This window comes from Methylovulum psychrotolerans (assembly GCF_002923755.1).
Taxonomy (GTDB): domain Bacteria; phylum Pseudomonadota; class Gammaproteobacteria; order Methylococcales; family Methylomonadaceae; genus Methylovulum; species Methylovulum psychrotolerans.
In genome coordinates, this window is the sequence record NZ_PGFZ01000007.1 from 52,945 (window position 1) to 68,231 (window position 15,287).

A 15,287-nucleotide genomic window follows, 5' to 3' on the forward strand; every position below is an offset into this window, starting at 1 on the left:
CGGAATCCCGTGCAAAAACCGTTTAAAATCCATAGCCGTTTCCAGCCTGCGGGCGACCAGCCGACTGCCATCCGGCAGTTGGTTGAGGGTTTGCAAGATGGCGAAGTCCACCAGACCCTGTTAGGGGTCACGGGTTCGGGCAAAACCTTCACGATTGCCAATGTCATTGATCAGGTGCAGCGTCCGGCGCTGATTATGGCGCCTAATAAGACCTTGGCGGCGCAGCTCTACGGGGAGATGAAGGAGTTTTTCCCGGAGAACAGTGTCGAGTATTTCGTTTCCTATTACGACTATTACCAGCCGGAAGCCTATGTCCCCGCATCCGATACCTTTATCGACAAAGACGCGTCGTTGAACGAACACATTGAGCAGATGCGTTTGTCGGCCACCAAAGCTTTGTTGGAGCGTAAAGATACCATTGTGGTGGCGACGGTGTCGGCAATTTATGGCTTGGGGGAACCGGAGTCGTATTTCCAGATGGTGCTGCATTTGGTCAAAGGCGATTTGTTGGAGCAGCGCACTTTATTGCGCCGTTTGGCGGAAATGCAGTATACCCGCAACGATGTCGAATTACGGCGGGCGACCTATCGGGTGCGCGGTGAGGTGATCGACATTTTTCCGGCGGAGTCCGACAGCGAGGCGTTGCGGGTCGAGTTGTTCGATAATGAGGTGGAACGCTTATCGTTGTTTGACCCGTTAACGGGGGAGATTATCAGCCGTATCGCCCGTTATACCGTCTATCCGAAAACCCATTATGTGACCCCGCGCGAGCAATTGCTGGCGGCGGTGGATGCGATTAAGCTGGAGTTGAAAGAGCGGGTGCTGCAATTGGAAGCCGCCAATAAGCTGGTCGAGGCGCAACGGCTGGAGCAGCGCACCTTGTTTGATATTGAGATGATTTTGGAAGTCGGCTATTGTTCGGGGATAGAAAATTATTCGCGCTATTTGTCCGGCAGTGCCGCAGGCGAGCCGCCGCCGACCATGTTCGATTATCTGCCCGACGATGCCATTGTGGTGATTGACGAAAGCCATGTGACTGTGCCGCAAATCGGCGCGATGTATAAGGGCGACCGTTCGCGTAAAGAAACCTTGGTGCAATACGGTTTCCGTTTGCCGTCGGCTTTGGATAACAGGCCGTTGACTTTTGCCGAGTTTGAGCAAAAAACCCCGCAACGCATTTATGTCTCGGCCACACCGGGGGCTTATGAAAAAGCCCATTCCGGGGTATTTGTCGAACAGGTGGTCAGGCCGACAGGGTTATTGGACCCTGTGGTGGAGGTGCGTCCGGCAGTGACCCAAGTCGATGATTTGCTCTCGGAGATTCATAAGCGGGTGGTGTTGAAGGAAAGGGTCTTGGTAACGACGCTGACCAAGCGCATGGCGGAGGATTTGACCGAATACTTGACCGAGCATGGCGTTAAGGTACGCTATCTGCATTCGGATATTGATACGGTCGAGCGGGTCGAGATTATCCGTGATTTGCGCTTAGGTCAGTTTGACGTGCTGGTCGGCATTAACCTCTTGCGCGAGGGCTTGGACATTCCTGAGGTGTCCTTGGTGGCGATACTGGATGCCGATAAGGAAGGTTTTTTGCGCTCGGTGGTGTCTTTGGTGCAGACTATAGGCCGCGCCGCGCGTAATGTCAGCGGCAAGGCCATTTTGTACGGTGATAAGATTACCGCGTCTATGGCTAGGGCCATTGATGAAACCGACCGCCGCCGCGAAAAACAGCATCTGTTTAATACCCAGCACCAGATTGAACCGAAAACCATTTTTAAATCCATTACCGATATTTTGCAAGTCGCCATCCCCGGTTCCGGCGGTTCGGGTAAGGCCGTCGCTAAGGTGGCTGAGGCCGGTGCCGATTACACGGTCATGACCCCTAAGCAGTTAGCGAAAACGCTTAAGCAATTGGAGGAGTCTATGTATCAGCACGCGAAAAATCTGGAGTTTGAGCAGGCCGCTAAAATCAGGGATGAGATAAAGCGCTTACAGGTGCAACTGTTGGTGTGAGGCTAGTCGGGCTTACCGATCCTGCATTGGCCGTCTGTGCATCTGCCGCCGCCTAACCGACTGCCTATACCCAATCTGTACCGGGCAAACAGCCGATAGAGCAGGGCAAAGGCGGGGCTGAGCAGCGGCCAGCCAGTCGGTGCCAGCAGCCAGCCCAAACCGACGGCTTGGTAAGCGGCGCGGAACACTGGCATACCGATGAGCAGGGTGCCGTCTGCCTGTAGGCCATGGATTTCTGCCAGCATGTCCGCGTAGGTTTTACCGTAGGCTTCGGCTTGGAAGTCTGGCGCGTTGATGTCTTGTAAGATTAAGCGGCCTTGGCGGTTGCAACGCCGTAGCCAAGCCACTTCGGCTTGGCATATAGGGCAGAGGCCATCGTAAAACAGGGTGAATTGGGGTGGCGGTATGGTCATCTGGGTTCCTGTGGGCGAACGGTTGTTGGGTAGTGTAAAATAATTTTTCTTTTACCGTGATTATATCGGGTGTAGCCGTGTTAAAAATGAAGCTTTGGGGCGTTGCTGCCCTGTTATTGTCGGTGCAGGTGCAGGCTAATTCCTGGTCGCAAGTCACACAACCCGCCATAATTGCCGATACGCCGCAAAGCATCGGCACTTATACCAGCGGTTGCCTGAGCGGGGCGGCCATCTTGCCGAAGGAGGGGTTAGGGTATCAGGTGATGCGTCTGTCAAGAAACCGTTTTTATGGCCATCCTGAATTGACGCAATTTATCGAAAAACTCGGCCAAGCCACGGCGGCGCAAGGTTTGGGGGCGTTGTTGGTCGGTGATTTGGGGCAGGTGCGCGGCGGCCCTACGTTAAGCGGCCACCGTAGCCACCAAACGGGTCTGGACGTGGACATTTGGTTTATGCTGTCGCAACAGGCGATGCAGCGCAGTTTGACGCTCAGCGAGCGGGAATCGTGGAGTGCGCCGTCGGTTCTGGCGGCGGATGGCGATAGCATTGACCTTAGGCAGTGGACGGGCGCTAATGCCAAAGTGCTGGAGTTGGCGGCTACTATGCCGGAAGTGGACAGGATTTTTGTCAACGCCAGCGTCAAGCGCGAACTTTGCCTGCGGCGGGTGGGTAATAGCCCTTGGTTGAGAAAAATCCGCCCGTGGTGGAAGCATGACGACCATTTTCATGTGCGTTTAAAATGTCCTGCCGGTAATGCCCATTGTGCGGCACAGGAGCCTTTGCCTGCCGGTGACGGTTGCGATGCCAGTTTGGCTTGGTGGTTTTCGGATGAGGCGAAAAACCCTGCTAAAGGCGGCAAACCGTCGCCGCCACCACCGCCATTACCGGCCTTATGTAGCCGTGTATTGGCACAATAACCAGAACTTAGGCGTTTTTTATGCGATGAAATTCACATTTTAGGACATTACTCTTTGACAAATCCTCTGTATAATAGTTCGCTATTAACGGGTTGTTTATAACTACCCCGCCAGCCATTTATTTGAGGATAAACAATGCGTCTAGCAATGACTTTAGCCGCCACTTTATTAGTGGCGGCGGTATCGCCTGCCCAAGCCGGATTGGTCGGGGCAGCGGCCAACTACAATGTGTTTGTGTTTAATAATTTCACTAGCGCCAATTCGGATACTGAAGGTAATTTGGCGGCGGGCGGTAATGTCAATATCAGCAATTATTCGGTGGCATCGAGCATTGCCGGGAACGGTTCGCAATCGCCCAATGCTGCCAGATTGGTGGCGGGCGGTACGGTCACTGCCACGAATGGTGGGGTAGGTAATGGTCAGAACGGGGCGGTTTATTCGGTAGGCGGCGCCAGTTTGACCAGTTTTACCGCGACGGGCGGTTCGTTTGTCCAAAGCTTGGTCAATTTTTCCACGTCACAAAGCCAATACCAAAATTTGTCGACGGCTTGGAGCGGTTTGGCGACGACCGGTACGACCAGCAGCGCTTATGGTACGGTCAATTTAAGCGGCACGAATGTCGGCCTGAATGTGTTCTCTTTGAACGGCAGCACGTTAACCGGCAGCAATACCATTAATATCACTGCACCCAGCAATTCGACGGTATTGATTAACGTGTCGGGTACGGGCGAATTTTTCCAAAATGGCCAAGTGTTTTTGACCGGTGTCGATCCTTCCCATGTCATTTACAATTTTTATAATTCGACAGCGGTAACATTAACCGGCAGTAAAAATCCGATGGGGTCTATATTAGCCCCTTGGGCGGCGGTGACGGGCGGTTACGGGGCGTTATACGGGCAATTAATCGCCAGTTCGTTTAGCGGTAATATCGAATTCCATAATTATTTGTTCGGTGGCACGATTGCCGACGCTAATAGTGTACCTGAGCCAATGGGGCTGTGGTGGTTTGTGTTAGGCTTGGCCGGGTTGGCTTGGCATGGACGTAACCCTAAGCGTGCCTAAATCGGTTAGCATAGAAAATCAGCCATAAAAAAGGCCGCATCACGCGGCCTTTTTTTTGCCTAAGGATAGGGCTTTAACGATTTTGCTTAACCGCGGTCGGTTTTGTCGATCGGGTTGATGGTGATGGTTTGTGGGACGTAGCTGGGCAATTCGCTAGGGTCTACCGCGAAGACAAAGAATTTGTTCGGGTTGGCAACGCCGTTAAACGTCGGCAGGAAATCGTTGTCGTTAGCGATGAATAAGGTGTGTTTGGTCACACCGCCAATAACTACGTCTGGGCCGAAGGCGACGCCTTCCAATTTAGCCGGCACTTGTGTGGAAGGTACGCCATTGGCGTTTAATTTTGCCAAGACATCTAAGAACAGGGTTTTAGCGACGACAGGGGCGCTGGAAGTGATGGCGGGAGTACCGGTAATTTCCGTAGCACCTGCCAAATCGATTTTAAACAGTTTTTTAACCACGGCGGCATCACCGTTGCCTAAACCGCTGCCGTCACGTTCGTCAACCAAAAATTCGTGGCTGTTGATGGCCAAGATGTCGCTGACGCTAGAGCCGTCAGTCAGTTTGTAAGCGTATTCGTGGGTAGTGCCAGTGGCAATGTCAATAGTGATGATACGCAGATATTTTTTGGTGTCTTGAATCAGGTTTTGTTGCATCATGCCGATCAGCGTGGTGCCGTCTGGCGTAATGGCCAATGCTTCCATGCCTTTGTTGGCTATTCTGCCGACAGTGTTGTTGGCAATTTCAGTGTCACCGACCGCGTTTAAGTTTGTCGCCGCATAGTAAGAAGGCAGAGTGAATGCTTTCATGATGCGGCCAGTGTTGCGGTGGAATTGATAGACATAAGGGCCGTATTCGTCAGTGATGAAGACGCTGGCACCGTCTTTTGACACGCGGATGCCTTCTGGATCAAGGCGGGCATGGCTTGGGCTAGTGGAGGCGCGTGTGCCAAAATTATCGGAACGGCCTGTGTAGTAAAAGCTGGTGGCTGTGTTTAAGGCCGGTGCGCCGCCTGCTGCATAAATGCGTGGCTGGGCACTGGACAACAACGTGGTCGCCGTTAATTCGGATGATAACAGGTAAGGCATGGAGCCGACGGTTAAAGAATCGTAGCTAGGGTTAACCGCCAAAGCCAGATTCAGAGTTTGGAAACGGTTGATGTAAGATGTGGTGTTGTCAATCGCCGCGTTATAAGCGATGGCATTCGGGCCACGGTCAGGCAGGGCAATAAAGGTGTTGCCGCCAGCATAAGCCAAACCGGAGCCGATACCGCCAAACAAGTTGCCCGCCACGCCGTTTTCTAAGGCGCCTGCGGTTCTTGCCGAAAGGTCTTGGTAGTTGCCATCAATGGAGCCGATGGCGATTAAATCAACCGCTTGGGAAGCAGGGGCAGCCATTAATAACGGCAATAAAAAAGGCAGAAGTTTTTTGGTCATGACGGGTCTCTGAAAAGTTAGGGATTAACGCTTTGCTCTAAAGCCCTACGATTATCGTCTATGCGTGTTACTGGAATATGAATTGGCTGTGCGGTATGGGTAACGATTAAACGTTTTTACTTGGTGGGTAGGAGGGTAACGTGCGGGGAGTGCGAAAGCCTTAGCTCTTGCAGGTAGCCTATAAGCTGGGCTTCATTTTGTGTGTGGGGGGGATTAACTTTGCAATCAGTGGTGGCTACCCCCGCTACTTTGCGTAGCGGGGGCGGCTAATCGGAGCGGGGAAGCTTAGGGCGTGAGGCCTTGGCCGACCACGATCACTTTCAGGGCGTTTGTGCCGCCTTTAACGCCTGTCAAATCACCTTTGGTGATAATGAACTTATCGCCGTCTTTGGCAATATTCCATTTTCTCAGTTCTTTGACGATGCTGCGGTTAACTTCGGCATGGTCTTGGGTTTCTTCCAGCTTGAAGTAAATAGGGAAGACACCGCGTAACAAGGTGGCTTTGCCCAACGTTTCTTCAACGCCGCTAAAGGCAAAAATAGGGATGGCGGAACTGATTCTGGACATCCATAACGGTGTGGAGCCAGATTCGGTCAAGGCCACAATGCCTTTAATTTTGGTGTGGTTCGCCATATACATGGCTGACATGGCAATCGCTTCGTCATCGCGGTCAAATTGGATGTTGATGCGATGATCAGATTCGCGGACGATAGGCTGTTTTTCCGCTTCGACACAAATCCGGTGCATGGCTTCAACGGCTTTGATCGGGTGTTTGCCCGAAGCGGTTTCTGCCGACAGCATGATGACATCGGTACCGTCGTACACGGCATTGGCCACGTCGAATACTTCGGCACGGGTCGGAATCGGGTTATCAATCATCGATTCCATCATTTGTGTCGCGGTAATCGCCACGCGGTTTAATTCGCGGGTACGTTGGATCAGTTTTTTCTGCACGGCAGGTAAGTTAGCATCGCCAATTTCCACGCCCAAATCACCCCGTGCGACCATCACTGCATCAGACGCTAAGATAATTTCGTCCATGACCGGCTCGACAATCGCTTCGGCGCGTTCAACTTTAGAGACGATACCTGCGTAGCAACCTTGGGCTTCTAATAAGCGGCGGGCTTCGTTCAGGTCTTCGGCGCAACGTGGGAAAGACACGGCGACATAATCACATTTGATTTTGGCAACGGTGATGATGTCTTCTTTGTCTTTATCCGTTAAGGCTGCTGCCGATAAGCCGCCGCCTAACAGATTGATGCCTTTGTTGTTGGACAGGTCGCCACCGACGGCAACAGTACAGTTGACGCGCATATCGACAACATCAACTACATCTAAGACAATCCGCCCGTCATCGAGCAACAAGCGGCTACCCGGACGCACTTCTAACGCCAGCGGTTCGTAAGTGATGCCGACTTGGGTGTTGTCGCCCGCGAGCGGGTCAAAATTAATGTCAAGGGCGAAATCTTGGCCTTCAATCAGGTTAACTTTCGTGTCTTTGAAGCGGGCGATACGGATTTTCGGGCCTTGCAAATCGGCCAGAATACCGACCCGCCGGCCGGTTTTTCTGCTCAGCGCACGAACGGCTTCGGCTCTGGCGATATGGTCTTCAGCAGAACCATGAGAGAAGTTTAGACGCACGACATCAAGCCCTGCCTCAAACAAACCCTCAAGCACACCCGGCTTGTCAGTCGCAGGCCCGAGTGTGGCTAAAATTTTGGTCCTTCTTAACATGGTTTTATCCTGCATTGATTAAGGCAATAGAAGTATCGAGCATACGGTTTGAGAAGCCCCATTCATTGTCATACCATGACAGGACTTTGACAAAGTTGCCGTCCAAGACTTTAGTCAGCGGCGCTTCGTAGATGGAAGACGCTGGGTTGTGGTTAAAGTCGGTGGAAACCAGCGGTTTTTCGTTGATTTCTAAAATGCCTTTCAAAGAACCGGCGGCAGCGGCTTTCAGGACTTCGTCGATTTCGGCTTTGCTGGTGTTTCTTGCCGCAGTGAAGGTCAAATCAACAACAGAGACGTTGATGGTTGGGACACGCATGGCGAAACCGTCCAATTTGCCGGCCAATTCAGGCAGTACCAAGCCGACTGCCGCTGCTGCGCCAGTTTTGGTTGGGATCATGGATTGGGTGGCGGAACGGGCGCGGCGCAAGTCACTGTGATAAACGTCGGTCAGCACTTGGTCGTTGGTGTACGAGTGGATAGTGGTCATTAAGCCGTGGACAACGCCGATGGCATCGTGCAACGGTTTAACCAGCGGCGCTAAGCAGTTGGTGGTGCAAGAGGCGTTGGAGATGACGGTGTCGGTCGCTTTCAGGGTGTCGTGGTTAACGCCGTAAACGATGGTGGCATCAACATCGTCACCGCCGGGTGCTGAGATGATGACTTTTTTCGCGCCTGCGGTGATGTGTGCAGAGGCTTTGGCTTTGCTGGTGAACAGGCCGGTACATTCGTGGACAACGTCAATATCCAAGTCGCCCCAAGGCAATTTGGAGGGGTCGCGTTCGGAGAAAACTTTGATTTTATCGCCGTTGATCACCATGAATTCGCCATCAACGCTGACATCAAAAGGGAATTTGCCATGCACGGAGTCATATTGGGTTAAATGTGCATTGGTGTTGGCATCGCCTAAATCATTGATGGCGACAATTTGGATTTCATCAGTGCGGCCCGCTTCGTATAAGGCGCGGACGATATTCCGGCCAATACGACCATAACCATTGATAGCAACTTTAATTGGCATTTAATTTCTCCAGAGAGTGATGGGACAAAATTGACACAAACGTGTACAAATAGACATAAACCTTGCAACTATATCAAAATATGCGGCACTTCGTCCATTGATGATAGACGTTGGTAGACGCGTACCTAAGGCTTGGGCGAAAACGCTTTAAAAAATAACTACCTATCTTTAGGGTCAAAAAGAGTTAACAACGCTTGGTTTAATAGCCTGCGCCGGACGGGTAGTCCGGCGCAGGCTTGGGCGGATGGAGGCTACTCGCTGTCTTTGGGTAGGGTGAAAACCTTGACTGAAGATACCAGCAAATCGGATAAGTTCACCAGATGCTCGGTTTGTAGGCTTTGATCCTGTAATTGTCCGTAAGTCTGTTCGGTGCTTTTTTCAATTTGCTTAGCGCGTTGTACCAGACGTTGCGAGATTTCTGACTGGTTGGTAGAGCTGCTGGCGATGATCTGTACCAATTGCACCAGTTCGGCGGTGGTGTCGCGGGTTTCGCGCATTTCGTCACCCGCTTGTTGGGCGAGTTCGGTACCGCGCACCACTTGGCTGATGGCATTGTTCATGGTGGTAACGGTATCGGCTGTCTCCACTTGGATATTGTTAACCAGCGAGGAAATTTTCGAGGTCGCCTCGCGGGAGTTTTCCGCCAATTTTTGTACTTCGTTGGCGACCACGGCAAAGCCGCGTCCTGCCTCGCCCGCTGACGCGGCGTGCATGGCGGCGTTGAGCGCGAGGATGTGGGTGCGTTCGGCAATGTCGTTAATCAAGTTGACCACGCCGCCAATTTCTTGCGAACGCTCGCCCAGCCGTTTGATCCGTTTTTCGGTCTCGCGGATCGTGTCACGGATAGAGGTGATGCCGTTAATGGTGTCCAATACCGTTTCTTGCGCCTTATCGGTGTTTTGAATGGCTTTTTCGGCGGCTTGGTTGCAGTCGGTGGCCAATTTGGCAATGGCGAGCATGGCGGACGAGGCGGCGACCAACTCAATGGAGGCCTGTGCGATCTCGCGTTTTTCATCGGTGGCCACATCAATGACCAGTGCCGATTGGCCTTGTACCTGCTGGGAGACTTGGGCGACTTCGTCGGCAATTTTGGTGACGCGCATTAACACCCGTCCGGTTTCTTCGGCGAGCATGTTTAACGCGTCGGCGACGGGGCCGGTGACGTTCTCCGCCACTTCGGCTTTGACGGTCAAGTCTTTTTGCGCCAGTTTCGCCACCGACATCAGCAGTTCGACAATGGAGTTGTTGAGCACTTCGTTTTCTTCTTCAATGCCTTGCCGAATGGTTTCGCGTTGGTCGACCATGCTGTCGAATTGGCGGCTTAAGATGCCGATTTCGTCTAAAGATTGTAGGTTGGCGCGGATGCTGTTGTCGCCTGCCGCCAGCTTTTGCATAACTTCGACCAAGAGGCCGATAGGTTGGGTAATGGAACGGATAATGAAGGCGGCAACCGAGGCGCAGGTTAAGATCAGGCCTAAGATAACGATGGAAACGACCAATAATTGTTGGTTGGCGGCTTTTATCTGCCGGTTAAACATGGCATCCAGTTCGGCGGTGCCAGCGTCAATGACGGCAAACATACCGTCAATGGCTTGGGTGTACTGTTTGTAGTAATCGGTAGAAGAATAGCTAGGGGTCGGTTTGTTAATAATTTCCGCATCGGAAAGGGCAATGGCTTTATTGACGGTTTCGGTAGCGGTTTTCAATTGCCCCAATAAGTCCGTTTCCAGTTTACCGTTATATTTGACGACCTTGTTAAAATCGCGGGTCGCCTCATAAGCTTTGGCGTTGGCGATGCTGGTCATCAGGCTTAGGCGGCCACGGTCTTGCAAAGTCAGCACTGTGGGGATAGTGGTGGGGTCTTTGCCTTGCGCCGCTTTTGCGGTCCTTGCCAATAAACCTGTACCCCAGCCTCTGGCTTGGCCTAGGTATTCGGTCAGCACAGGACTGTCAACTAAGGTGGCGCGCATTAAAAAATAGGATTCGGCATAGGGGTCGAGTGACAATTGCGAGTCGTCGACCACCAAATCCAGCACTTCCAAGACCTTGGCGATAAGTTGGGTATGGCTATCGAAGTTTTCGGGGGGGGTAACAGACTTGTCGGCCACTTTTTTAGCGATAACAGGCCAGTCTTGTTTAACGGCATCCCATGTTTTGTGCAGTTCGGCATCTTTGATGGTTTTGCTTAAGGCATCGAACTTAGCGATTTGTTGGTCAACCCGTTCTCGGCTGGCCTGTTCTTCAGCCGCCATCGCGCTGTTGCCGCTCAGTAAACCGGTCGAGGAGCCACGGTGCCTGGGTAGGGCCTGTAATAGTGTGAGCAGTTCTTTGGCCTGATAAAGGCCTTGTTGCTCGTGCTTGGTGAAATTGATTTTATCCTGTTGGTTATTGACATAGGAATAAAAAGCGACCCCTAATAAAAGCGATGCAAGCACCGCTAAAAGGCCGAATTTTTTTCTTAATGACAGGCGGCTAAACAGTTTTATCTTTTCTTGGGGCATGATTCTGGCTCAATGATAGTGTAATGGGGCAATGCGTGCCGTCCATGGCTAAGCCGGGCGGTGGCGGTTTTAGGCCGTTGCGTGGCTGTCGATCAGGTGCTGCATTTGGGCTAATAAATCGTCTTCGCGGACGGGTTTGACCAAATACAGGGAAATTCCTGCGGCTTCCGCCATTTTTCGGTGCATCTGTGTGGTTCTGGAGGTGATCATAATCACGGGCAAGCGGCTGAATTTGTCTCGGATACGGATATGTGACGCAAACTCTATACCATTCATGCGCGGCATTTCCAAGTCGGTCAAGACAATATCGGGCGTGAAGGTATCCAATTGTTCGGCAGCTTCAATGCCGTCCCGCGCAGTTTGGACGTGGTAGCCGGCATCTTGCAGCAGTTGTTCCAAGGCGCGGCGTTGGCTAAGCGAGTCGTCAACGACTAGGACTTTAGGCAGGTTGGCGGTGAGTGGCAGCGGATCGGCAAAATTCAGGAAGGCGGCATAGTCAGCGTTGCTGTCTGCCATTAACAGCAATTCGGGCAAATCCACCACGGGTGCGACCGCCCCGTCGCCGAGAATGGTCGCGCCGATAAAGCCAGGAATTTTCTTAATATAAAAGCCAAAGTTTTTGATAACAATATCCAAGCCATCGGCAATGCTGTCGACCATAACCGCCCAGCTTTGCTGGAGACCCTGCACCAATAGGGCGGTTTGGTGAAATTGTCCGACCGGACGCTGGTCGGGCAAGTGTAACAGTTTATTGAGGGTGATGACCGGATAAAGGCTATCCTCTATCAGCAGTTGTTTGCCATCGGGGCTGTCACTGAAATCATCAGGGGCCGCAAACAGGATTTGCCGGATACCTTTGTTGGCGAGGGCGATACGGTAAGGGCCGATGTGGGTCAGTAAGGCATGGGAGCGGCTTAACGGGAGCGGGATTTTCATTTCTACGGTCAAACCCACACCCGCTACCGAGTGTAGCGCCAAGCTGCCACCTTGTGCCTGTATTTGATAGTTCACCACATCCATGCCCACGCCCCGGCCTGAGGTTTGGGTGGCTTCGGTGCGGGTCGAAAAATTAGGCCGCAGGATAACTTGTTGCAACTCCGCTTCGCTGGCTGTTTGGCCGGGGCTAAGTACCCCGCGCTGTTCGGCGACTTGGCGGATGGCGGCATAATCCAAGCCCCGCCCGTCATCCCGGACGCGCACCACGATATAGTTGCCGTCGCGGGCGAAGTCTATGGTGATGTTACCTTGTGCGGATTTGCCAAGGCTTAGGCGTTCCTGCGGATCTTCAATGCCGTGGTCGACGGCGTTGCGTAACAAGTGCATGATAGGGTCGATCATGGCGTTAGGGGTGTTGCCGTCCACCATCATCTGTTCGCCAGTCAGCTCCAATTCGCAGTCTTTGCCGGTCAGGCGGCAAGTTTGCCGTAAGCTTCTTTGTAGGCGGTGGAAAATCGACGAAATGGGCACTAACCGTGCCGCCATAATGGTTTCTTGGGTTTCCGTGACCAACCGTTGCTGGTCTTCCAGTAAGCGGTACATTTCCGCCAAGTCTTTGCTGGCATCCAAGTTCATTTCGCGGGCATCGAACGCCGCTTCTACCATCCGGCGGCTGGCAGTATGGAGCTCGTTGTATTGGTCCATTTCTAACGCATCGTGCAGCGGTTTGTCGGGGCTTAATGACCGCCCGGACAAGTCTTTTAAGTCGGTCAGCTGTTCCAATTCGTCGCCTAAACGGCGCAACAGCTCAAATTGCTCTTGCATCGCTTGCAATTGGTTTTTCATACGGCGCAGGCGTTCGTTGGCCTGACTATTGATAATGATATTTTCGCCTGCTTGGCGGAACAGCTGTTCGAGTTGCTCGGCCTCGATTCTGACCATCGGCGCCTGTTGTTTGTCTGCCGCATCTGTGGGGACAACTTCGGTGGCGGCAGCTTCGGCGGGCGTTGCCAAAGGTTGGGGCGGCGGGGCGGAGGCGGCGATTTCATCTAAGCCATTCAGCTCGATGCGCTTTGCCCAATCTAAAATAGCCTGCAAGACGGCAGTGGCATTATCGGGCGGCGGACTTTGCCCAAGCAGGGATTCGCTCATTGCTTCAAGACAATCGGCCGCTTCGATTAAGGTGTAGAGCAAGCCAGCTCCGGGTAAGGTGTGTTGTTCGGCGCAGGCGACCAGCACGTCTTCGAGGTAATGGGTGAGTTGGGCGACGCCTTTGATGCCGACGGTGTTGGCCGCACCTTTGACGTTATGGGCAATGCGTTGGGCAGTGTCTAAGTCCGCCAAGCTGCCGCCCGTTTTTAAGGCTTGCAGGGCGGTGGAAAAGGCTTGGGTTTGGACGGGCAGTTCCTGCAATAAGATGGCGAGCAATTCGTGGTTGACATCATCAGGTAAGGCGAGGGTGACATCTTCCGGCGTGGCGAGTTCGATGCGGCCGATGGCCGGTGCGCTGTTGTCGGCATCGCTACCAGTGGTTTGGAGCAGGGTCATCAGGATAGCGGCGGCTTCCATCGTGATCGGTTGCGGCCAATCGGTATGGCCCAGTTGCGCGAGCATGGGCATACCCGCCCCGGTTTCGTTAAAACCGGACAAATAGCGGGCGACATTGGCTATCCAGTCTTGTAAGGCTTGTAATTGCGGGGCGGCAAAGCGTTCGGGCTGGTCACGGCAAAGCTGGACATTGCGGCCGATATGTTCGCAAATTAAGGCCAAGCCTTCAAATCCGGCCATTTTCGACGCGTTCACATAGCGTTCCAAATTATCGGCAAGGCTGGCTAGCGGATCAGTTGCGCCAGCGGTATCCAGATCAATGGCGCAAAGCAGGCGTTGGATCAGTGCCGCTTCCATTTCCAGTAACTCGACCAACTCCATCGTTTCTTTTGATAAAGAGCTAGAGGTAGCACCGTCCTCAGCCGCTTCCGGCGTTGCTTCTTCTTCATCTATAGGCCATGCGCCGGCAGTCAGGTCGGTGGTCAGTTGCTCCGCTAAGGCGGTCAGTTCGTCCTCGGTCAGGGCGATCTGTAGGTTGGGGTGGCTGATGATGCCGATGATGTCGGGAATGGCCGATTCGGCCCCGAAGCTGTATTCGCTAAAACATTCCGACAGGCGTGCCAAAGCGGTTAATAGCCCGGTGGTGACGCTAGCGGTTGGTAGGGCACTTAAGGCTTCGACAATCAGCAAGCCGACATCCTGTAAGCTATAAAAGCCTTCGGCGGCGGCCTGTTCGGCAAGCTCTCCGATGCTTTCTAGGGTATTGCTAATGTCGCTGGGTTCGGCGGTTTCCATCATGCGTTGGTTTTTGGGTTAGCTTATGAGTTGCCTAACGTTGCAAACAATGCCCCAAATTCGGCTTGCAGCCAAATTTGGCCATCATGCGAATAAGCGTGGCTGACGCAAGGTTGTAATAGCTCAGGCAAAGGCGGTAATGAGGGCAATGGCGTAGCCATATCGGGTAACAAGAGCGGATAACCGTCTATCCATAGGGCGACGGTTTTTTCACCGCGCCCTATGGTCAACAAATAACGTTTTTTAGGGGGGCTGCCAACCGTATTGGGCAGTAAATACAGGTCAACAACAGGGACAATCGTGCCGCGCATATTCAATAAGCCGCTAAACCAAGGCTTAACTCTGGGTATGGGATTGACGGGCAGGTGGCCAATGACTTCGCAATGTAAGCTAATGGGCAATAAAAACCCCAAATCGCCGATACGGAAACCTAAAACGGTGGCGGCGATTTCTGGGGCATCGGCAAAAGAGCTGCTTAATGCCGAATATTTTTCGGCTGTGTTCGGATGTTCAACCGCCATCTGTCATTATCCCCAACTAAAATGCCGCCAGTACGTCGGTTATTTCAGCCGCTTCAAAGGGTTTGCTGATCAGGTTTTTCGCCCCTTGCATCATGGCCCACACCTTATCGGCTTTTTGGTTCCGTGAGGTGACGAAAATAACCGGAATGTTTTTAGTGTCGGGATGGTCGCGTAAAGCACGGCAAGCCGCAAACCCGTCCATGCCCGGCATGATGATGTCCATAAAAATAATGTCCGGTTTTTCTGTTTTGGCTTTAGCGACGGCCTCGTCGCCGTTATTGGCGGTCACTACGACGCAGTCGGTATTTTTTAAGGCGTTTTTTAGGTTAGTAAGGTCGGTTTGCGAATCGTCGCAAATCAAGATTTTTTGAATGGCCATAACGTCGGTTCCTT

The 15,287-nt window shown here is 52.7% G+C and carries 11 protein-coding genes; 3 read left to right on the forward strand and 8 right to left on the reverse strand.

The features are described 5' to 3' along the window. The first annotated feature begins 9 nt into the window (after positions 1-9). The gene (uvrB, locus tag AADEFJLK_RS14915) at positions 10-2,013 is read left to right on the forward strand and encodes an excinuclease ABC subunit UvrB (RefSeq protein ID WP_103974823.1); all 2,004 of its coding nucleotides are present in this window, start codon (positions 10-12) and stop codon (positions 2,011-2,013) included. A gap of 2 nt (positions 2,014-2,015) precedes the next feature. Here the strand turns inward: uvrB and AADEFJLK_RS14920 are convergent, their stop codons facing one another. Beyond that, positions 2,016-2,426, reverse strand: a complete 411-nt coding sequence (locus AADEFJLK_RS14920) for a thiol-disulfide oxidoreductase DCC family protein (protein ID WP_088620233.1) — start codon at positions 2,424-2,426, stop codon at positions 2,016-2,018. 86 nt (positions 2,427-2,512) lie between these two features. On the opposite strand from AADEFJLK_RS14920, the gene mepA reads away from it, so the two are divergent. After that, positions 2,513-3,343, forward strand: coding sequence for a penicillin-insensitive murein endopeptidase (mepA, locus tag AADEFJLK_RS14925; RefSeq protein WP_088620234.1), 831 nt, complete (start codon positions 2,513-2,515; stop codon positions 3,341-3,343). A gap of 135 nt (positions 3,344-3,478) precedes the next feature. After that, a complete protein-coding gene (locus AADEFJLK_RS14930) occupies positions 3,479-4,405 on the forward strand; it encodes a choice-of-anchor A family protein (protein ID WP_103974824.1) in 927 nt (308 codons plus the stop codon). Between the two features lie 86 nt (positions 4,406-4,491). Here AADEFJLK_RS14930 and AADEFJLK_RS14935 read toward each other — a convergent pair whose 3' ends face one another. The 7 genes from AADEFJLK_RS14935 to AADEFJLK_RS14965 form a co-directional block, all read right to left on the reverse strand. Further along, complete coding sequence (locus tag AADEFJLK_RS14935) at positions 4,492-5,841, reverse strand: esterase-like activity of phytase family protein (RefSeq protein ID WP_103974825.1); 1,350 nt, start codon at positions 5,839-5,841, stop codon at positions 4,492-4,494. A gap of 285 nt (positions 5,842-6,126) precedes the next feature. Next, complete coding sequence (pyk, locus tag AADEFJLK_RS14940; RefSeq protein ID WP_088621653.1) at positions 6,127-7,575, reverse strand: pyruvate kinase; 1,449 nt, start codon at positions 7,573-7,575, stop codon at positions 6,127-6,129. 4 nt (positions 7,576-7,579) lie between these two features. Beyond that, positions 7,580-8,593 carry a type I glyceraldehyde-3-phosphate dehydrogenase gene (gene gap, locus AADEFJLK_RS14945; RefSeq protein ID WP_088620237.1) on the reverse strand — a complete coding sequence of 338 codons (1,014 nt, stop codon included), beginning with the start codon at positions 8,591-8,593 and terminating at the stop codon, positions 7,580-7,582. 251 nt (positions 8,594-8,844) lie between these two features. Further along, positions 8,845-11,094 carry a methyl-accepting chemotaxis protein gene (locus AADEFJLK_RS14950; protein WP_088620238.1) on the reverse strand — a complete coding sequence of 750 codons (2,250 nt, stop codon included), beginning with the start codon at positions 11,092-11,094 and terminating at the stop codon, positions 8,845-8,847. Positions 11,095-11,163: 69 nt separating this feature from the next. After that, on the reverse strand, positions 11,164-14,376 hold the full coding sequence (locus tag AADEFJLK_RS14955; RefSeq protein WP_103974826.1) for a hybrid sensor histidine kinase/response regulator: 3,213 nt from the start codon (positions 14,374-14,376) through the stop codon (positions 11,164-11,166). Positions 14,377-14,396: 20 nt separating this feature from the next. Continuing rightward, positions 14,397-14,894: a chemotaxis protein CheW gene (locus AADEFJLK_RS14960; protein WP_088620240.1), complete on the reverse strand. Its 498-nt coding sequence runs from the start codon at positions 14,892-14,894 to the stop codon at positions 14,397-14,399. A gap of 16 nt (positions 14,895-14,910) precedes the next feature. Further along, on the reverse strand, positions 14,911-15,273 hold the full coding sequence (locus AADEFJLK_RS14965) for a response regulator (protein WP_088620241.1): 363 nt from the start codon (positions 15,271-15,273) through the stop codon (positions 14,911-14,913). Positions 15,274-15,287: the final 14 nt, after the last annotated feature.